General features: G+C 46.0%; 21 protein-coding genes. All 21 read right to left on the reverse strand.

Annotated elements, in window-relative coordinates; translation table 11 throughout:
• Position 1: 1 nt before the first annotated feature.
• Positions 2-622: a bifunctional 2-polyprenyl-6-hydroxyphenol methylase/3-demethylubiquinol 3-O-methyltransferase UbiG gene (locus ICN15_RS08630; RefSeq protein ID WP_216202296.1), complete on the reverse strand. Its 621-nt coding sequence runs from the start codon at positions 620-622 to the stop codon at positions 2-4.
• Positions 623-1831: an O-succinylhomoserine sulfhydrylase gene (locus tag ICN15_RS08635; RefSeq protein WP_216202297.1), complete on the reverse strand. Its 1209-nt coding sequence runs from the start codon at positions 1829-1831 to the stop codon at positions 623-625. It abuts the gene before it with no gap.
• Between the two features lie 69 nt (positions 1832-1900).
• Positions 1901-3439, reverse strand: coding sequence for an amidophosphoribosyltransferase (gene purF, locus ICN15_RS08640; RefSeq protein ID WP_216202298.1), 1539 nt, complete (start codon positions 3437-3439; stop codon positions 1901-1903).
• A 4-nt stretch (positions 3440-3443) separates the two neighbouring features.
• Entirely contained in the window at positions 3444-4010 is a 567-nt protein-coding gene (locus ICN15_RS08645) for a CvpA family protein (protein WP_216202299.1), read from the reverse strand.
• Positions 4010-4780 (reverse strand): SPOR domain-containing protein, encoded by a 771-nt coding sequence (locus tag ICN15_RS08650; RefSeq protein WP_216202300.1) that lies wholly within the window; start codon positions 4778-4780, stop codon positions 4010-4012. The genes ICN15_RS08645 and ICN15_RS08650 overlap by 1 nt, the downstream gene beginning before the upstream one ends.
• 3 nt (positions 4781-4783) lie before the next feature.
• The gene (gene folC / locus ICN15_RS08655; RefSeq protein ID WP_216202301.1) at positions 4784-6109 is read right to left on the reverse strand and encodes a bifunctional tetrahydrofolate synthase/dihydrofolate synthase; all 1326 of its coding nucleotides are present in this window, start codon (positions 6107-6109) and stop codon (positions 4784-4786) included.
• Between the two features lie 5 nt (positions 6110-6114).
• Positions 6115-7002 (reverse strand): acetyl-CoA carboxylase, carboxyltransferase subunit beta, encoded by an 888-nt coding sequence (accD, locus tag ICN15_RS08660; RefSeq protein WP_216202302.1) that lies wholly within the window; start codon positions 7000-7002, stop codon positions 6115-6117.
• Between the two features lie 22 nt (positions 7003-7024).
• The gene (trpA, locus tag ICN15_RS08665; RefSeq protein ID WP_216202303.1) at positions 7025-7822 is read right to left on the reverse strand and encodes a tryptophan synthase subunit alpha; all 798 of its coding nucleotides are present in this window, start codon (positions 7820-7822) and stop codon (positions 7025-7027) included.
• A gap of 37 nt (positions 7823-7859) precedes the next feature.
• Complete coding sequence (gene trpB / locus ICN15_RS08670) at positions 7860-9053, reverse strand: tryptophan synthase subunit beta (protein WP_216202304.1); 1194 nt, start codon at positions 9051-9053, stop codon at positions 7860-7862.
• 30 nt (positions 9054-9083) lie between these two features.
• Complete coding sequence (locus tag ICN15_RS08675) at positions 9084-9758, reverse strand: phosphoribosylanthranilate isomerase (RefSeq protein WP_216202305.1); 675 nt, start codon at positions 9756-9758, stop codon at positions 9084-9086.
• A 42-nt stretch (positions 9759-9800) separates the two neighbouring features.
• Positions 9801-10625, reverse strand: coding sequence for a tRNA pseudouridine(38-40) synthase TruA (gene truA / locus ICN15_RS08680; RefSeq protein WP_216202307.1), 825 nt, complete (start codon positions 10623-10625; stop codon positions 9801-9803).
• 9 nt (positions 10626-10634) lie between these two features.
• The gene (locus ICN15_RS08685) at positions 10635-12011 is read right to left on the reverse strand and encodes a FimV/HubP family polar landmark protein (RefSeq protein ID WP_255532939.1); all 1377 of its coding nucleotides are present in this window, start codon (positions 12009-12011) and stop codon (positions 10635-10637) included.
• Between the two features lie 17 nt (positions 12012-12028).
• Entirely contained in the window at positions 12029-13186 is a 1158-nt protein-coding gene (gene asd / locus ICN15_RS08690) for an aspartate-semialdehyde dehydrogenase (protein ID WP_216202309.1), read from the reverse strand.
• A 54-nt stretch (positions 13187-13240) separates the two neighbouring features.
• Complete coding sequence (gene leuB / locus ICN15_RS08695; RefSeq protein WP_216202311.1) at positions 13241-14308, reverse strand: 3-isopropylmalate dehydrogenase; 1068 nt, start codon at positions 14306-14308, stop codon at positions 13241-13243.
• Between the two features lie 23 nt (positions 14309-14331).
• Positions 14332-14979: a 3-isopropylmalate dehydratase small subunit gene (gene leuD, locus ICN15_RS08700; RefSeq protein WP_216202312.1), complete on the reverse strand. Its 648-nt coding sequence runs from the start codon at positions 14977-14979 to the stop codon at positions 14332-14334.
• Positions 14980-14984: 5 nt separating this feature from the next.
• On the reverse strand, positions 14985-15203 hold the full coding sequence (locus tag ICN15_RS08705) for a hypothetical protein (RefSeq protein ID WP_255532940.1): 219 nt from the start codon (positions 15201-15203) through the stop codon (positions 14985-14987).
• A gap of 6 nt (positions 15204-15209) precedes the next feature.
• Positions 15210-16619 carry a 3-isopropylmalate dehydratase large subunit gene (gene leuC / locus ICN15_RS08710; RefSeq protein ID WP_216202315.1) on the reverse strand — a complete coding sequence of 470 codons (1410 nt, stop codon included), beginning with the start codon at positions 16617-16619 and terminating at the stop codon, positions 15210-15212.
• A 17-nt stretch (positions 16620-16636) separates the two neighbouring features.
• The gene (gene gltA, locus ICN15_RS08715) at positions 16637-17950 is read right to left on the reverse strand and encodes a citrate synthase (protein WP_216202317.1); all 1314 of its coding nucleotides are present in this window, start codon (positions 17948-17950) and stop codon (positions 16637-16639) included.
• A gap of 58 nt (positions 17951-18008) precedes the next feature.
• Complete coding sequence (locus tag ICN15_RS08720) at positions 18009-18278, reverse strand: succinate dehydrogenase assembly factor 2 (RefSeq protein ID WP_216202318.1); 270 nt, start codon at positions 18276-18278, stop codon at positions 18009-18011.
• Positions 18275-18979 (reverse strand): succinate dehydrogenase iron-sulfur subunit, encoded by a 705-nt coding sequence (locus ICN15_RS08725; RefSeq protein ID WP_216202319.1) that lies wholly within the window; start codon positions 18977-18979, stop codon positions 18275-18277. Before ICN15_RS08725 ends, ICN15_RS08720 begins: the two co-directional genes overlap by 4 nt.
• An 18-nt stretch (positions 18980-18997) precedes the next feature.
• The gene (gene sdhA, locus ICN15_RS08730) at positions 18998-20776 is read right to left on the reverse strand and encodes a succinate dehydrogenase flavoprotein subunit (RefSeq protein WP_216202321.1); all 1779 of its coding nucleotides are present in this window, start codon (positions 20774-20776) and stop codon (positions 18998-19000) included.
• Position 20777: the final 1 nt, after the last annotated feature.

The following is a 20777-nucleotide window of genomic DNA, read 5'->3' on the forward strand; positions in this document are numbered from 1 at the left end:
ATCACCGTTTTTTAGAGACTAAGCCCAGCAATGCCGACATGCCTGTATGCCTAGGACCTTCTGATAATTCTTTTTCATAACAGCACAAATCTAGAATTTCGAATCCATGGCTTAGCTCACGAATCATCTCTTCGGTATAGAGATGCTCAATCAGAGATGGGCCACCCGTTTTATATTCCAACTGTTTTGGCGTATAGCCCTGCAGAATGAATATCCCACTAGGCTTTAATGTTTGTTTAATCTGTTGGAAGATTCTAGAGCGCATCTGAGGATCTGCAAACTGAATAAAGATTCCAACTACCGCATCATATGAGTTGGGTGACCAATCAAATCCATCCGTATCAGAAAGGCTATAGTTAATATTGACTTGATTTTCCTCTGCAAATTGCCTAGCCTTAGCAAGCGCAATATCAGAAACATCAAAGCCAGTAACTTGCATTCCCTGCTTTGCTAACCACACTCCATTACGACCCTCACCATCTGAAATGCAAAGAATGGAGTTACCTTGTTTTAGATACCGGGTAGATTGCTTAACAAGAAATTCATTGGGCTCTTTACCGAAGATAAACTCTGCTTTATCAAATCGCTCATTCCAAAACTGGGTTGCATTACTAAACCCCATTTATTTTTTCAAGCCACCAATCAGGTCATTCTTTAGATCGGCTACATTCTCGAGCCCAACAGCAATGCGAACTAATCCATCGGTAATGCCAGCTGCCTTGCGAGCTTCCGGGCTCACTCTACAATGGGTCGTGGTTGCTGGATTAGTGATGGTCGTCCGGGTGTCTCCCAAATTAGCAGTAATAGAACAGAGCTTAGTTTGATTGATTAATTTGAATGCCGCCCTCTTCCCGCCCTTCAGCGTAAAAGAGAGAATCGCGCCACCCGCTTTTTGTTGGCGCTTGGCCAGCGCATGTTGTGGATGGGATTTTAGTCCAGGGTGATATACACGCTCTACGCCAGGCTGCTTTTCTAACCACTGAGCAATTTCCAAAGCATTTTGACTCTGTTGCTTCATGCGCAACTCCAGAGTCTCTAAACCTTTGAGAAAAACCCAAGCATTAAATGCAGACAGGGTTGGACCAGCTGTTCTCACATAGGGAAATACTTTTCCCATAATGAAATCATTACTACCGACAATCGCGCCACCAACAACTCGACCTTGACCATCTAGATACTTGGTGGCTGAATGAATAATTACATCAGCCCCTAACAAAAGTGGTCTTTGTAATGCAGGTGTGCAGAAACAGTTATCTACTGCAAAAAGTGCTTTTGCTTTCTTAGCAATTTTAGAGATTGCTTTGATATCAGCAATCTCGGTTAAAGGATTAGATGGTGTTTCTAAATAAAACAGTTTGGTGTTTGCTTGGACGGCATCTTGCCAAGCCTGGGTATTTGATAAATCTACATAGGTAGTCGTAATACCAAAGCGTCCAAGGATATTGCTAAACAGTTGAATCGTTGCACCAAAGACAGAGCGAGAGCATATTACGTGGTCTCCTGCTTGCAGATGGGACATCGCCATTGTCAAAATCGCAGCCATTCCTGAAGAGGTGGCTATACAAGCTTCACCACCTTCTAATGCAGCAAGTCGATCTTGAAACATACTAACTGTGGGATTGGTAAAGCGCGAATAAATAAAACCCTGATCGGCATGGGCAAATCCATCAGCCGCTTGTTCAGCACTGTCAAAGCAAAAACTGGAGGTCAGGAACATTGCCTCAGAGTGTTCTTGATATTCAGCAGTGCGGCGAGTACCCGCGCGAACCGCCAAGGTTTCCAACGCCAGCTTTGAGAAATCAGGTTTTTTGCGAGGTGTTTTACTCTTCATACCGCTATTTTGACACCGAATGACTAAATTGCCTCAGACACCAGCATCTGAGGAACTAGATCGTTGTTTTTAGTCTTCGGTAGCTAAGTGTAGGTGTAGTTGTGAACGGGCAAAGTCACTAGAATCGCGTTGACGATCGGCCTGTGCTTCTGAAGTATTCCGAGCGGCTTCCAAAGCATCCAGATAAGAATCATTAATATCACCCGTGACATAATGCCCATCAAAACAAGAAGCTTCGAAGTGCTCGATCTTGGGGTTGATGTCCCTAACTGCTTGCTTCATATCCTCGACACTTTGATAAATGAGTTGATCTGCCCCAATCATTTTGTTGATCTCCTCATCTGTTCGCCCATATGCCACTAACTCACTGCGAGTTGGCATATCGATACCATAGACATTGGGAAAGCGAACAGGCGGTGCAGCGGAAGCAAAAATCACTTTCTTAGCACCAGATTCACGAGCCATTTGCACGATCTCAAACGAAGTTGTACCACGCACAATGGAGTCGTCCACAATTAAGACCGTCTTATCTTTAAACTCAATTCTCATGGCATTGAGTTTTTGACGTACCGATTTTTTGCGCACTTCCTGCCCCGGCATGATGAAAGTTCTGCCGATATAACGGTTTTTGAAGAAACCTTCACGGTAATCCACACCCAAACGCTTGGCAACTTGCATTGCTGCTGGACGACTCGAGTCTGGGATTGGCATGACTACATCAATCTCACCTGGAATCGTTTCTTGACGAATCTTTTCGGCAAGGTAATCACCCATTCGCATCCGTACGTTGTAAACAATAACACCGTCAATCGTTGAATCTGGACGAGCCATGTAAACATATTCAAAAATACATGGAGTCAACACCGCATCGGCTACACATTGTCGAGAAAAGAAGTTACCGTCTAAATCAATATAGATTGCTTCACCAGGATTTACGTCCCGAACAAATGTGAAGCCCAAGCCATCAAGCGCGACCGACTCAGAAGCAACCATCCACTCAGGGCCCTTTGGCGTATCAATGCGACCAATGCATAAAGGACGGATACCAAATGGATCACGAAAAGCCAATAAGCCATACCCAGCAATCAAAGAAACAACGGCATAAGATCCCTTTACACGCTTAGTAACCTGAGTCACAGCATTAAACATTGCCCCCTCATCCAAAGTAACGCTATTTGTTTCTTTTTGTAATTCATCAGCTAATACGTTAAGTAGGACTTCTGTATCAGAGCTGGTATTAATATGACGACGATCACGATACGCCATTTCTACGCGCAGGCTAGGCGCATTAGTCAAATTTCCGTTATGCGCCAGAATAATGCCGTAAGGGGCACTTACATAAAACGGCTGCGCCTCTTCTTCGCTACTCGCAGAGCCGGCAGTGGGATAGCGCACTTGGCCTATGCCAGCATTACCTACCAGGCTACGCATATTTCGAGTTCGAAACACATCTCGCACCAAACCATTAGCCTTGTGCATAGTGAATGAATTTCCATTCATCGTAGCCATACCGGCCGCATCTTGACCTCGATGTTGCAAAAGCAACAATGCGTCGTATATCAATTGATTAACTGGGGAGTGGGAAACTGTTCCAACGACGCCGCACATAAGCCTAGATCCCTATTGTTAGTGAAGGGGTTACGGTGGGTGTAATTTTAGGCATTGCATCACCTAATTGTTTAGCCCAATCAGCCGGTAACCATCCTTTGATTAAACCAGTCGCCATATCTACAGCAGGGCGAGTTATGGCTTTTTGCCATGCTATGCTTTGCGGTATTGGTGTGAGCGCCGCTAATGTAGCCAATACAACGATCACTATACCTCCGCGAGCCAAGCCAAAAACCAAGCCAAGGAAACGATCGGTCACAGTTAAGCCTGCCGACAAAATAATTTTTTGTATCAGATTTCCAACCAATCCACAAATAATCAAAGTCAAGATAAATAAGATCAGAAAACTGATACCCAGACTCAAGAGCTCATCCATATGGAAAGTGGATAGCCATTCCACAGAAAGATAGTTAGTGTAGTGATAGGCAACCCATGCAGCGATGAACCAAGAAGCTAATGCCAACAATTCTTTAAATAAGCCTCTAGAAATACCGACCAGAGCAGAGACCAGCAACACAACCAGGGTGAAGTAATCCACCGGGGTTAATTTCAGGGTGGATAAGTATTCCATTAAGGGGAACCAAGCTCAACAAGTCTGGGCGTTAAGCCCATGGCCTTCACTTTTTTCTCGGCAGCCTCAGCGACATCTTTATCGAGAAAAGGTCCCGCTCTTAGAACATAGAGTTTGGTGCCATCGGCGCTTGTTTTATTTAAAACGTAGTTGGGAATCTTTTGGTCCTTCATTTTAGAAATCCAACCTTTAGCCCGATCTTCGGATGCGAAGGCACCAATCTGAATCAAGTACTTTCCAGACCCCGCTTTTTTTGAAGTCTCTTCTGTTTTGGCAGCAGGGTTTGCTGAAGCAACTACTTCCTCTCCAGCAGCTAAGCCAATGGAACTGGCTTTATTTAATGATGGGGCTGATTTAGCATCAGATTTCATTTCAGATTTAATCTCGGGTACCGAGATGATCTCCCTCTCCTTGAGCGGAAGATCTTCTGATGCCTTAATCTTTTCTTCGTTAGCGGGGACAGCAACATTAGGCGCTGGGAGACTAGAAACAATATTGATAGCAATGTCATTATTCACTGCTTTTGGCTTGCTATCTAAAATTCGTGGGAGCCCCACTACTGCAATGAGTACCAATACGGCTGCACCAATCAGGCGATGACGAGCGCGCTGCTGCTCAGGATCTTCATTAAACGCAAGCTCTTCGCTTTCTTGAGCCCTTTGAAAGCTCCGCGGAGCTAATTTATTGACAGTGCGGCGGCCTCTCACAGAATCTCGATCGAGATATTCAGTATCAGAGTTTCGCTTAAAAAGCTTCGGTAAACGAATCATGGATCAATGCGCCTGGTTATTTCGATATGCCATTACGCCGGCAACGGTATAGAAGGATCCGAAGATGACAATTCTATCACCCTCACCTGCTTTAGAAAGGGCTTTTTGATACGCTGCAGCAGGATCTGAGAAGCATTCAATGCCCCCATCAGCACTATTTTGAATAACAACCCCAAGCTCCGCCAACTTCTCTGCTAAAACCCGCGCACTAGAGGCCCGTGGGGTAGGCAAATCGGTGCAAAACCAGAAATCCACACTACCTAACAAGGGCTTCATCACGCCAGCAATATCTTTATCTGCCATGGCTCCAAAGATGGCATAGGTGTAGGGGTGATAACCCATCTTGTCCAAACCTTGGCCAAGTGTCGCAGAAGCATGCGGATTATGAGCAACATCGAGGATCACGGTGGGCTGACCTGGTAGCACCTGAAAGCGGCCTGGCAACTCGACCAAGGCAAATCCATTGCGAATATCTTGAGCACTGACAGGTAAGCGCTGATGTAAAGCCATTAAGGCGGCAATGACAGCGGATGCATTCAGAATTTGGTTGGCACCGCGTAAAGCGGGATAACCTAAACCACTAAAACGTTTTTGACGCCCTGCCCAACCCCATTGTTGCTTATCGCCTTGAAAATTAAAGTCTCTCCCTTGCAGCCATAAATCACAACCCAGCTCTTCAGCTTGATCAATTAAAGATTGTGGGGGCACTGGATCTCCGCAAACGGCAATAGCGCCTGATCGAAAAATACCTGCTTTTTCACGTGCAATAGCTTCACGTGTATCGCCTAAAAAATCTGAATGATCAATGTCAATGCTAGTGACGATTGCGCAATCAGCATCAACAATATTGACGGCATCTAAGCGACCGCCCATTCCGACTTCTAGTATGACGGCATCTAAGCTTGCCTTAGAGAATAGATGCATGATTGCAAGAGTCGTAAATTCAAAATAAGTTAAGGTTGGTGGATCCAGTAGACTCACGCGAGCTTTTTCAACTAAAGCAAAATGCTCTAGCAATACGACATCCGCTACTTCCTCACCATTCACGCGAGCACGTTCATTGAACGAGAGTAAATGGGGCGACATGTGGCAACCCACTTTATATCCCGATGCCAGCAGGATACTTTCCAAGTAGGCACAGGTTGATCCCTTGCCATTAGTGCCGGCAACCGTAATGACAGGGCAATTAAAATGAAGGCCTAGTGACTCCTTGACGCGATTAATCCGGTCAAGCCCCATATCGATACCGACGGGGTGAGCAGTTTCAAGGTGGCTAAGCCAGGCCGCTAGGCTAGAAAAAAGAATGGGGGCTTGGTATGAAGTGCTCAAGCGCTTTATACAGCCGAGCTGCCTACAGTCGCAGGCTCAGGAAGTTGTTGAAGTAAGGCCAATAAGCGAGCAATCTCACCACGCATTTGGCGACGATCCACAATCATGTCGATGCCACCCTTCTGCATCAAAAATTCAGCACGCTGAAACCCTTCCGGTAGTTTTTCACGCACAGTCTGCTCGATCACTCGAGGTCCAGCAAAACCAATCAAAGCCTTAGGCTCAGCAATGACTACATCACCCATAAAGGCAAAGCTAGCAGAAATTCCGCCCATCGTTGGGTCGGTCAAAACACTGATATAGGGTAATTTCTTTTTAGACAATAAAGTCAACATCGAGTTGGTTTTTGCCATCTGAAAAAGGGATAGCAGGCTTTCTTGCATGCGCGCACCCCCAGTAGCGGTCACGCAGATAAAGGCACACTTCTTGGCAATCGCCTCTTGGACACCGCGAGCAAAACGCTCACCGACAACTGAGCCCATAGAGCCACCCATAAACTGGAACTCAAAGCAGGCCGCTACAACGGGGATACTTTCGATTTTCCCGCCAAGAACAATCAAGGCTTCAGATTCGCCAGAGGCATCGCTGGCTTCTTTCAGGCGATCGGGGTACTTTTTAGAATCTTTAAATTTCAGCGGATCAATTGGGAAAATGTCAGCACCAATCTCATAACGACCCTTAGGATCTACCAGGCTATCGAGTCGCTGGCGGGCGCCGATGCGCATGTGATGACTACATTTCGGACAAACAGAAAGATTGGCTTCGATATCAGTACTGTAAAGAACAGTTTCACAGCTGGGGCACTTAACCCAAAGACCCTCCGGAACAGATTTGCGATTTGCAGGATCCGTATGTTGGATTTGTGGGGGTAATAATTTATCGATCCAGCTCATTAGTTTTTGACTATCCAGTGCATTAACTATCTAAAGCAACGCGAATTTCTCGTATGAAGTTCACAAGTGATTGTACTGCCTGCTCCGGGGCTGAATCCTCTAAAAGACGGATTATTCGACTACCAATAACTACCGCATCCGCTGTTTTTGAAACCGCACGCGCACTCTCTGGATCGTTGATACCAAAACCGACTGCAATGGGGATTGACGTAGCATCACGAATTTTGGGAATATTGCTCGCCACATCCTGGGTATTCAAGTGAGATGCACCTGTAACCCCTCGCATAGAGACGTAATAGATATAACCAGAAGCAATTTTAGCGGCCTCTTTAATGCGATCTGACGATGAAGTAGGTGCTAATAAGAAAATAGGGTCTACTCCAGCCGCTCGCATACGCGCTGCAAAATCAACACACTCTTCTGGTGGGTAATCGACTATGAGCACGCCATCGACACCAGCAGACTTTGCTTCATTGGCAAAACGCTCCGCACCCATCTGCTCAACCGGGTTGGCATAGCCCATTAATACTACTGGTGTATTCGTATCGACCTGACGAAACTCTTTGACCATCTCTAGGCAACTATGTAAGGTCACACCTTGAGATAGAGCTCTTTCTGAGGAACGCTGAATAACTGGCCCATCAGCCATCGGGTCAGAGAATGGCACGCCCAACTCAATTAAATTGGCACCTCCACGAACTAAGGCATGCATCAACTCGACCGTCAGTTGCGGATGGGGATCACCTGCAGTGATGAATGGAATCAGCCCTTTTTTTCCAGAGGCTTTTAAGTCGTTGAAGAGTGTATTAATTTTTGACATAACAGTTCGTATCTGATTTTTTCTTATTACTTCGGAGTTAACCTTCAGAACCGGTAGCTTGAGCAACAGTATGCATGTCTTTATCACCACGACCAGATAGATTGACCAAAATGGTTTTATCTTTAGATAGCGTTGGCGCTAACTTGCAAGCATAAGCAATGGCATGTGCTGACTCAAGCGCAGGAATGATGCCTTCTATTTGGCAACAATCATGGAATGCTTTCAGCGCCTCTTCGTCTGTGATTGCGACGTATTCAGCACGACCAGAATCTTTGAGCCATGCATGCTCAGGACCAACGCCCGGGTAATCCATGCCGGCAGAAACAGAATGGGTTTCAGAAATCTGACCATTCTCATCTTGTAAAAGATAAGTGCGATTGCCATGCAACACTCCTGGCTTACCTACGCACAAGGCCGCAGAATGAAGGCCACTATTTAAGCCATGTCCCGCTGCCTCAACACCAATGAGTTTAACTTCAGGATATTCAATATATGGATAAAAAATGCCCATCGCATTAGAGCCACCACCAACACAGGCCATGACAAAATCAGGCTGACGTCCAGTGAGCTCTGGCATCTGCACTTTGCACTCTTCACCAATCACACTCTGGAAATCTCTGACCATCATGGGGTATGGATGAGGGCCGGCAACAGTGCCAATAATGTAGAAGGTATCTTCAACATTGGTTACCCAATCTCGCATCGCCTCATTGAGGGCATCTTTAAGCGTTTTAGTACCAGATTCAACGGGAACAACCTTCGCCCCGAGCAATTTCATTCGGAACACATTTTGAGCTTGCCGAGCAACGTCAACAGATCCTTGATATACCGTGCAATCTAAACCAAAGCGAGCGCAGATGGTTGCTGTAGCAACACCATGCTGTCCTGCCCCTGTCTCAGCAATAATGCGTGGCTTCCCCATCCGCTTAGCCAACATTGCCTGACCAATCACGTTATTGATTTTGTGGGCACCAGTATGATTTAAATCTTCACGCTTCAGATAAATCTGAGCACCGCCCAACATTTGACTCCAGCGTTTGGCGTGATAGACCGGTGATGGTCGCCCTACAAAGTGTTTGAGCTCGTAATGGAATTCTTCTAAAAACTCGGGGTCGTATTGATATTTGGCATAAGCCGCTTTGAGCTCATCCAAAGCAAACATCAGCGTCTCAGAAACAAATACGCCACCGTAAGGACCAAAGTGTCCTCGTGCATCTGGCTTATCGTACATAAATACCTCTTTTATTTAGCTACAGCAATATTAGGATGTGGTGCTTGCGTCTGCCGCACGCACTGCCTGAATAAACTCCTTCATTAAGGCATGATCTTTAACACCCTTGCTGATTTCTACGCCGCTAGAGACGTCAACTACGCAAGGATGTAGGCGAGCAATGGCATCGCCCACGTTGTGAACGTTCAACCCACCACTCAAAACGACCTGATGCGCGTTTGCGCTTATCCATGCTTCTGGGATTCCTGACCAGTCAAAAGGAATGCCTCCTCCACCGTAACCCTCAACTAGGGCATCGAGCAAAAAAGCATCTGCTTGCCTATATTGTAGGGAAAAATCGGCAAAGGGGAAGTCGGCGCCAACACGGGCCGCTTTTATCCAGGGTTGGCCTGCTGCAAAGCCCTGGCATTCTGAGGGTGACTCATCCCCATGAAACTGCCATAAAGTGATTGGGGCTACCCTACGAATGGCCTCAAACTCGGCATCTGTGGCATTAACAACTAAACCTACTGCATCAACACCGGCTGGAAGCCTGGAGATCAAGGCAGCAGCTGTTTGGGGGCTGACAGCCCGGGGGCTTTTGGGGTAAAAGACAAAACCAACGGCATCAACCCCAGCTGCAACTGCTGCATCTACATCATGGATGGTTTTTAGACCACAGATTTTGACTCTGGTTCGATTGGGGGAGTAATTGAGTAAGCCCATAAGGAAATGATAAGGCTTTAGGCCTTGGATGACCGAGTTTGACTAAAACAGACTTTTGGGAAGCCACGAATTTTCAAGCCATGGCTGTGGAATTTGAAATTGCTCTGGATAAGCGATTTGAGTCAAATAGAGCCCAGCCGGAGAAAAAGTGGGAGCAGCAATACTGCGATTTTTTGCTGCCAAGACATCTGACATCCAATCAGCAGACTGTTTACCAACGCCAATTTGGATAAAGCTACCGACAAGATTGCGGACCATATGATGCAAGAAGGCATTTCCTTTGATCTTAAAATACAGCCAAGGTCTATCAGAGACAATCTCAATAGAATAAATGGTTTTCACAGGAGTCTTACTTTGACATTCAGAGGAGCGAAATGAGGTGAAATCATGCTCGCCGATTAAACACACTGAAGCCAATTTCATCACATCTACATCAAACCAGCGCTCTGCAGGAAGCATTACATAACCCGCACGTGCAGCAGCCATTGGCGAGCGGCATGGTCCAGCATGCAAAGCATAAATGTAGGTGCGCTCAAATGCAGAGTAGCGAGCACTAAAATCTACTGAAACAGGCTGAGCCCAATTCACCACAATAGATTCTGGTAAGAAAGTATTGACCCCTCTTACCCATGACCAATGATCTCGTTCAACTTCAACATCAAAATGAACGACTTGACCTAAGGCATGTACGCCAGTATCTGTTCTGCCAGCCGTAATCACGCGTATGGGGTCAGATTGGATCGCACTCGTCCCGACAAATGCAGTAATCGCTTTTTCTACCTCATCTTGAATCGTGTTTTGATTTACTTGGGATTGCCAACCTGAGTAGGGGCTGCCATCGTATTGGAGGCCTAGGGCTATCCGCATAGCAAGGCTTTAGTGATGACGATCTGATAGCTCAGCTAACATACCTTGAGCTTCCACCGTAATGGCAGTATCAATATCTGCGCCAATCAGAATGATTTCTTGCAGCGATTTCTTAGCAGCCGCAAAGTCTTCAATAGTAATATAGGCACGCGCTAAATTTAACTTCACGCGCAGAGTGTCAGCCAAAGGATTCGACTCAGTAAGAACTGCTGCACTTGTTTTTTTTGCAGGAGATAAGTCTAAATCAATTCCTGCAAATAATGCCTTGGCTCGGTTAGGCATCGCACCAGGTGATGCAGCATGGTCATCAGGGGTTGGAATCGTTTGTGCTGGTTCTTTAGAAAAATGACGCGCTTCTGACTTACGCGCATTCTTGGCCAACAACCATAGTAGTAATCCTGTAAAACCCATCAGCACCAAAGCGAGTATGGCAGGCGCAAAACTACCCAGAATAGAGGCATTGTTAGAATTGGGTTCACCCTTATCTTTACCTTTTGCTTTGTCGAGCAGTTGCTGAAGATCTGCAATATTTTTTTCTAACTCAACTACACGTTCTCGGCTCTGCTCTAGTATTTTTTCTTGCGCAACCAATTCTTCAGTGTAACGACGCTCCTCGGAGTTACCTTCAGCAGTAGAGCCAATTTTTAATCTATCTTGAGCAGGTAGCGCCACCCCACTCTTTGAGGTATTTGCAGCAGTGGATGCACCACCCTGTGACGCACGTTTAGACTGCCATTGGGCATTTGATTCAGCCACAAACTCATAAGCCTCTGCTGGACTAATCGATCGCAATAAAGCTTGACTAGGCTTGCTCAGCTCAGCTCCCGCCTCAAGTCGATTGATACTGCCGCTAGCAAATGCATCAGGATTAGCTCTAAAAAGTGCCATCATGGTTTGGTCTAGGGTTGCACCATCTAATTTAGGCAATAATTGAGAAGCGATCTCAGACAAACTTTGGCCTGGTCTGACAGTAATCTTTTGAGGGTCACCCAAAAGCAAGGTATAGGTCTTAGTAATGCTCCCTGCAGACCAATTTAATGTCACCATGACATCTAGAAATGGATCATCCACTGCGGGAACTGATTCAACCGTCTCAACCAAGACCATTAACCGCTCTTTCTGATTACGATAAACCATCGCTTGCGGATTAAACATGAGTAACTTCTGGGAGACGCCGCGTTTTTCGTATACGGCTTTATTCGAAATATCGACATTCAAACTGGAGATAAGCGATTGCTCCTCTGCGCCAACCCGAATTGGAAACTCAACTTTCAGCGGCTCTCCAGGTCGGGACAACAGTTTCGGGGAGCCTAGAGAGATAGCGCCTGCTGTGCATGACCAGCTCAGCCAAATTAAGCATAGGGCTTTTACTTTTACTAACTTCATTTGGCTCATTCTTAACATTAGCGCTCGAGCAAGATGCGGAGCATGCGACGTAAGGGCTCAGCAGCACCCCACAAGAGTTGATCGCCCACTGTAAAGGCGCCGAGATATTCAGGGCCCATCGCCATTTTATGTAATCGGCCAATAGGTACTGTCAAAGTACCGCTAATGGCAGATGGAGATAATTCACGCTCAGTCATCTCACGGTCGTTCGGAACGACTTTGACCCATTGGCTATCGTTAGCCAAAATGTCTTCGATATCCTGTAAGGGAATATCTTTCTTGAGCTTCACTGTCAAACCCTGTGAGTGGCAACGCATTGCACCAACACGCACACATATACCATCAATCGGAATACTTCCAGGCGATCTAAACGCAGGTCGCCCTAAGATCTTGTTAAATTCAGCGCCACCCTTCCACTCTTCTTTAGTTTGGCCATTCTCAACAGGAACATCAATCCACGGAATTAAGCTACCTGCCAAAGGAGTATTGCGGAAATTTTTCTTAGGAAAATCAGGAGAACGCAAAGTTTCAGTGATTTTTCGATCAATATCTAAGATCCAGGATGAAGGATCGGCTAATTCGGTTGCGACGCTGTCGCGTAAGGCACCCATCTGCAAAAGAAGCTCACGCATATTCTGAGCACCAGCGCCTGAAGCAGCTTGATAGGTCATAGCACTAATCCATTCGACCATATCCGCCTTCACAAGACCACCCATAGCCATCATCATCAGACTTACAGTGCAGTTACTACCAATCCAGTTTTTTCCACCAGCAGCTAATGCCTTGTCTATAACCGGTCGATTTATGGGATCCAGAACCAGCACTGCGTCACCTTTCATACGCAATGCACTAGCTGCATCGATCCAGTGGCCCTGCCAACCAGCAGAGCGTAACTTTGGAAAAATATCGTTGGTGTAGTCACCGCCTTGGCAAGTCAAAATAATGTCACAACGTGATAGAGCTTGAATGTCGTTCGCATTCCGCAAAGAATTTTCGCCCTTAGTAACCTTTTGTCCGTTAAAGAGAGGAACTTCACCACCAGCCTGGCTAGTACTAAAAAATACGGGCTCAATGAGATCGAAATCCTTTTCAGCCAGCATTCTATCCATCAGAACACTACCGACCATACCGCGCCAACCGACTAAACCTACCAATGGTATTTTTGTATTTGCCATGATTAACTATCTATGAATGAACTGCACTATGTTATTAACTTAAACGATTTATTTTCAAAGCGCAGCCAGAACTGCGTTACCCATTTCAACGGTAGAAACCTTTTGGGTACCTTCTGTGAAAATATCAGCGGTGCGCAATCCTTGTGTCAATACTTTTTGCACAGCCCTTTCAATACGATCAGCTTGATCAGGCATCTCTAATGAATAACGCAACATCATGGCAGCAGACAAAATGGTTGCCAATGGATTTGCAATACCCTTGCCCGCAATATCCGGAGCTGAACCATGGCTCGGCTCATACAAGCCTTTATTATTTTTATCCAATGATGCAGACGGCAACATACCAATTGAGCCAGTCAACATCGCGGCCTCATCGGACAGAATATCGCCGAATAGATTACCAGTCACTACCACATCAAATGCTTTTGGTGCCCTTACTAGTTGCATTGCTGCGTTATCAACGTACATATGTGACAACTCGACATCTGGATAATCTTTACCAACCCGAATCATGACTTCACGCCACAACTGTGAGGTCTCCAACACGTTTGCCTTATCAACACTACAGACTTTTTTGCTGCGCTTACGAGCCGCTTCAAATGCAACACGACCAATCCGCTCTACCTCTGGCTCGCTGTAATGCATCATGTCATATCCCTCACGCGCACCCTTGAATAAAGGTAACTCTGAAGTACGAATGCCCCGCGGCTGACCAAAATAGATATCACCATTCAGCTCACGAATAATTAAGATATCAAGACCACCAACAATTTCTGCTTTCAAGCTAGAAGCCGCTGTGAGCTCGTCGTAGCAAATAGCGGGTCTGAAATTGGCAAACAACTCTAAATGCTTACGCAAACCTAGAATGGCTTGCTCAGGACGTAGTTCACGGGCGAGAGTATCGTATTTCCAATCGCCAACAGCGCCGAACAAAATAGCGTCTGCTTTTTTAGCAAGGTCTAATGTAGCGGGAGGCAAAGGATGGCCAGACAAGTCATAAGCAGCGCCACCAACAGGGGCTGTCTCAAGGTCAAATTGAGGGCCGAGTGCGTTTAATACTTTAACGGCTTCAGCAACGATTTCCGGGCCAATACCATCGCCCGGTAGAACTGCAATTTTCATGAAAGGCCTTTAACTAGATAAAACTACGGCAGTTGTGTCGCAAGCCAAGGCATCTTGAGGATGCGCTCAGCTTCATAAGCCTTGATTTTATCTGCATGTTCCAGAGTTAAGCCAATATCGTCCAAACCGTTAAGCAAGCAATGCTTCCTAAATGGCGCTACATCAAAGCTATAAGGAGTACCGTCAGGGGTAATCACTTGCTGAGCATCGAGATCGATAGTGAGCTGATAGCCATTAAACGCCAGTGTTTCATTAAATAAGTGGTCTACTTGCAGCTCAGACAACACAATGGGTAGAAGGCCATTTTTGAAGCAATTATTGTAGAAAATGTCAGCAAAGCTAGGAGAAATGACTACCCTAAAGCCGAACTGGTCGAGCGCCCAAGGTGCGTGTTCGCGGGAGCTTCCACAGCCAAAGTTCTTGCGAGCCAACAAAATACCGGCATCTTTATAACGGGGCTGGTTTAAAACAAAATCCGGATTCAGGGGGCGTATGCTGCAATCCTGCCCAGGCTCACCATGATCTAGGTAGCGCCACTCATCAAATAAATTCTGGCCAAAACCGGTTTTCTTAATTGACTTTAAAAATTGTTTTGGGATGATGGCATCGGTATCGACATTCTCGCGATTGAGCGGAGCCACCAAACCTTTGTATACGGTAAATTTATCCATTGCTTTTACTTAACCGGTGTGACAACAACATCTTTTCCCTGAGTTTGGGATTGGTTATTGTTATTCGTATTCGCTTGGTTTTTTCCACCCATGGAGTTACCCATCGTTTGGAGATCCTTACCAACACCTTCCATCGTATTGGCGCACGCAGCAAGAATAATCCCAGCAACAGCGACTACAGTTAGCTTTTTAATCATCGTGCAAGAAGACAATTTGACCATCATATTTCCTTAAGAAATCTTACGAATATCCACAAAATGCCCTTCAATGGCTGCAGCAGCTGCCATAGCAGGACTTAGCAAATGCGTTCTTCCACCATTACCTTGGCGACCCTCAAAATTCCGATTAGAAGTAGAGGCGCAGCGCTCTCCTGGCTCGAGTCGATCTGCGTTCATAGCTAAGCACATGGAACAACCCGGCTCACGCCATTCAAAGCCGGCAGCTTTAAAAACACGATCCAAACCTTCGCGCTCTGCCTGAGCTTTCACTAAGCCAGATCCTGGCACCACCAAGGCCAATTTAACGTTAGCTGCAACCTTTTTACCTAAGCGATCCACTACCTTAGCAGCAGCACGTATATCTTCAATGCGACTATTGGTGCAAGAACCAATGAATACTTTATCAACTGCGATATGACTTAGTGGCGTATTTGGGGTGAGGCCCATATATTCCAATGCACGCTCCATCGCGGAACGTTTATTGGGGTCTCGTTCTTTTTCTGGGTCGGGGACACGATCGCTAATAGATAGAACCATTTCTGGCGAAGTACCCCAAGTGACTTGTGGGGCAATTTCTTCAGCACGTAGCTCAACGGTAGTATCAAACTTGGCATCCACATCCGAATGCAAAGTGCGCCAGTATTGCAAGGCATGACGTAATGCTTCACCACTCGGGGCGTAAGGTCGACCTTGAATGTATTCAATTGTAGTCTCATCAACTGCAATCAGACCAGCACGAGCACCAGCTTCAATCGCCATATTACAGACAGTCATGCGACCTTCCATCGATAAATTGCGAATAGCCTCACCAGCAAACTCAATGGTGTAACCCGTGCCACCAGCAGTGCCGATCTTGCCAATCACGGCAAGCACAATATCTTTTGCAGTCGAGCCTGGCTGTAAACGACCGTCCACTTTCACCAACATGTTCTTGCTCTTTTTCATGAGCAAGGTTTGGGTAGCAAGTACATGCTCTACTTCTGAGGTACCAATACCAAAAGCTAACGCACCAAAAGCGCCGTGAGTACTAGTATGGGAGTCACCACAAACCACAGTCATGCCAGGCAAAGTAGCACCCTGCTCTGGCCCAATCACATGCACAATCCCTTGACGGGAATCGTTCATTTTGTATTGAGTGATACCAAAAGCGTCACAGTTTTGATCCAGGGTATCTACCTGCAACTTAGAAATCGGATCAGCAATTCCTTCGGATCGATCAGTTGTCGGAACATTGTGATCTGAGACTGCCAGGTTAGCCGAGATACGCCAAACCGGACGACCAGCCAAATTTAAACCTTCAAAAGCCTGGGGGCTCGTGACCTCATGCAATAAATGACGGTCTATATAAATCGTAGCCGTACCATCATCTTCAGAATAGACGACATGGTCATCCCACAATTTATCATAAAGCGTACGTGACATAAAACCCTCTAAGGCGTTTATTTACGAACCGAAATGTTGGAAACTTTACGTGAAGTTTCACCAACGTATAGCTGGCGTGGACGACCAATCTTGTACTCAGGATCAGTAATCATCTCCTCCCACTGGGCAATCCAACCAACCGTCCTTGCTAAAGCAAAGACACAGGTGAACATTTCTGTAGGGATACCAAGTGCGCGTTGAACAATACCTGAGTAGAAATCTACGTTGGGATAGAGCTTACGGCTAACAAAGTACTCATCCTCCAAAGCAATCTTCTCAAGCGTCATTGCCAACTTAAATAATGGATCATCTTGTAAACCAAGCTCTTGCAACACTTCATAGCAAGTCTCACGCATCAATTTAGCACGGGGATCAAAGTTTTTGTATACACGATGGCCAAAGCCCATCAAACGCACGCTGGAATTCTTGTCTTTAACTTGCGCGATGAAATCATGAATCTTATCTACGCCACCATTCGCCTGAATGTCACTCAACATCTCCAAACAAGCTTCATTAGCGCCGCCATGAGCTGGGCCCCATAAGCAGGCGATACCGGCCGAAATCGCCGCAAAAGGATTGGTTCCTGAAGATCCACATAAGCGAACAGTTGAAGTAGATGCGTTTTGCTCGTGATCAGCATGCAAAATGAAGATCCGATCTAGGGCGCGCACCAAAACTGGGTTCACATGATAGGCTTCACATGGTGTAGCAAACATCATTCGCATGAAATTAGCCGTGTATGACAGGGAGTTATCGGGATAAATGAATGGCTGGCCAATAGAGTACTTATATGCCATAGCAACTAAGGTCGGCATCTTTGCAATTAAACGAATTTGAGCTATCTCACGAGCTTTGGTCTGACTATAGTCAATCTGATCATGGTAGAAGGCAGCCATTGCACCAACCAATCCAGTAAGCACTGACATTGGATGTGCATCACGACGAAAGCCCCGCAAGAAAAATTGCATTTGCTCGTGCACCATAGTGTGATGCATGACCATATTTTCAAAATCTTTTTTCTCTGTGGCATTTGGCAAGTCGCCATTAATTAAGAGATAGCACACCTCCAAGAAATCACAATTATTCGCCAGATCTTCAATTGGGTAACCGCGATACAACAACTCACCTTTATCACCATCAATATAAGTAATTTTGCTGTTGCAAGATGCTGTAGAAAGGAAGCCTGAATCGTAAGTGAACTTACCAGTTTGACCATATAGTTTGCGAATATCAATGACATCAGGACCAATCGTGCCTTTGTAAATCGGCAGTTCGATATCTGGTGTGCCATCCGAAAACGAGAGTTTTGCCTTGATGTCCGATTCAATCATTTCTAATCCTTAGTCATTCATATTGAAGATTAATACACTATTTGATCCTACAACCGCACTACTTCTGCCTAAGCTTTTGCAAAACCGACTTAAAAGAGGTTTTTTGGGCCTCTTGTTCCAATGCCGCTACAGAATCTTTACGTCCGATCAATAAGTCCATCAAATCGTTATCCTCTAGAGCAAGCAACAGGGTTAATACTTTTCCATCTTCCGCATTTAATTGAGTGCCAAAGCGCTCAAAAAAACGATGCAAAATCAAATCGTTCTCAAGCAAGCCCCTGCGGGCATCACTCTTTAATCGATATAACTCTGCATTACTAAGGGTCATACGGCCCTACGTACCATCAATTCTTTAATCTTTCCAATCGCTTTTGTTGGATTTAAATGCTTAGGGCATACATCCACACAATTCATAATCGTATGGCAACGGAATAAACGATACGGGTCTTCCAAGTTGTCCAAACGCTGCGCAGTCTCTTCATCGCGACTATCGGCAATGAAGCGATACGCTTGCAGCAAACCGGCAGGACCTACAAATTTATCCGGATTCCACCAAAAAGATGGACATGCTGTAGAACACGAAGCACACAAGATGCACTCATATAAGCCGTTTAACTCTTCACGCTCTTCAGGACTCTGGAGACGCTCTTTTTCTGGTGGAGGGTTATCGTTTACTAAGTAAGGCTTAATAGACAAGTATTGCTTGAAGAACAAAGTCATATCAACAATCAGATCACGAACGACTGGCAAGCCAGGCAATGGGCGTAATGTGATGACCTTTGGCAGGGTTAACATATTCGTCAAGCAAGCAAGGCCATTTTTACCGTTGATGTTCATCGCGTCTGAACCACACACACCTTCACGACATGAGCGGCGATAGGTGATACTCTCATCTTGTTTCTTCAAAGAAATCAAAGCGTCCAATAACATCCGCTCACCAGTCAACTCCAGTTCATAACGTTCCATACGCGGCGCTGCATCGACATCAGGATCGTAGCGGTAAATTTCAAATATACGAATATCACTCATTTTTCTATTTCTCTTCGCTTAGAAAGTACGTTCTTTGGGAGGGAAAGATTCCACTGTTAAAGGCTTCAATTGCACGGGCTTGTAATCTAGGCGGTTACCTTCGCTATACCAAAGCGTGTGCTTCATCCAATTGATATCATCGCGGACCTGATGATCATCATGTGAATGTGCTCCTCGACTTTCAGTACGCGCAGCCGCTGAAATCATCGTAGCGTTTGCAGTCTCGATCAAGTTAGCCACTTCCAAGGCTTCAATCCGTGCGGTATTAAAAATCTCCGACTTATCTTTTACCCATAAGTGTTTTGCGCGCTCTGTCAACTTCGCCATTTGACGCACACCTTCGTCCATCAGCTCTTGATTACGGAAAACGCCTGCATACTTTTGCATCGTCTTACGAATATCATTTGCAACATCTTGGGCGTACTCACCCGAACTGGAGTTATCGAGTGCGGCAATACGCTCTAAAGTATGCTCGCCAGCATTAGCAGGCAATGATTTGAATTCACGATTCTTGAGATCCATTGCAACGATGTGATTCCCTGCTGCGCGCCCGAATACCAACAGATCGAGTAATGAGTTTGTACCTAAGCGGTTTGCACCATGAACGGATACGCAAGAACACTCACCGATCGCATATAAACCATTCACAATTTCATTGGGCTTACCATTGGCCGGAACCACCACCTGACCATTGATGTTCGTCGGAATACCGCCCATTTGATAGTGAATGGTTGGCACCACCGGGATTGGCTCTTTAGTAACATCCACGTTCGCAAAGTTCATGCCGATTTCATAGACAGAAGGCAAACGCTTCATGATGGTTTCAGCGCCAATATGGGTCAAATCAAGCACTACATAGTCCCCATTAGGACCGCATCCGCGTCCTTCTTTAATTTCTTGATCCATACAACGAGACACGAAATCACGAGGAGCCAAATCTTTATAAGTCGGTGCATAACGCTCCATGAAGCGTTCGCCATCCTTATTGCGCAAGATACCGCCTTCACCACGACAGCCCTCTGTCAACAATACGCCTGCACCAGCTACACCCGTTGGATGGAATTGCCAGAACTCCATATCTTCCAAGGGAATACCTGCGCGCGCAGCAAGACCCATACCATCGCCAGTATTAATATAAGCATTGGTTGATGCGTCCCAAATACGACCTGCTCCGCCAGTCGCCATCAAGACCACCTTAGCCTCAAGAATGTAGACCTGGCCTGTTTCCATTTCGAGAGCAGTAACGCCAACAACATCGCCTGCATCATCACGAATCAGATCGAGAGCCAGCCATTCAACAAAAAAGTTGGTTTTGGCGCGCACATTACGTTGGTACAAGGTGTGCAACATCGCATGACCAGTGCGGTCCGCTGCAGCGCAAGCACGTTGCACCGGCTTCTCACCATAATTTGCTGTGTGCCCACCAAATGGGCGCTGATAAATCGTGCCATCTGGGTTGCGGTCGAAAGGCATCCCAAAGTGCTCGAGCTCATAAACTACCTTCGGGGCTTCACGACACATAAATTCAATCACGTCTTGGTCACCCAACCAGTCGGATCCTTTAATCGTGTCATAAAAGTGATAGTGCCAATTATCTTCACTCATGTTTCCAAGCGCAGCACCGATACCGCCTTGAGCCGCAACGGTATGAGAGCGTGTAGGAAAAACTTTTGTTAACACCGCAACATTCAGGCCCACCTCTGCTAGTTGCAGTGAAGCACGCATACCCGAGCCACCAGCGCCAATAATGACGGCATCAAAACGGCGGCGTGGTAATACTTTTTTAATCGCAGTCATT

The sequence above is a fragment of the Polynucleobacter sp. CS-Odin-A6 genome (genome assembly GCF_018882095.1).
Lineage (GTDB): Bacteria > Pseudomonadota > Gammaproteobacteria > Burkholderiales > Burkholderiaceae > Polynucleobacter.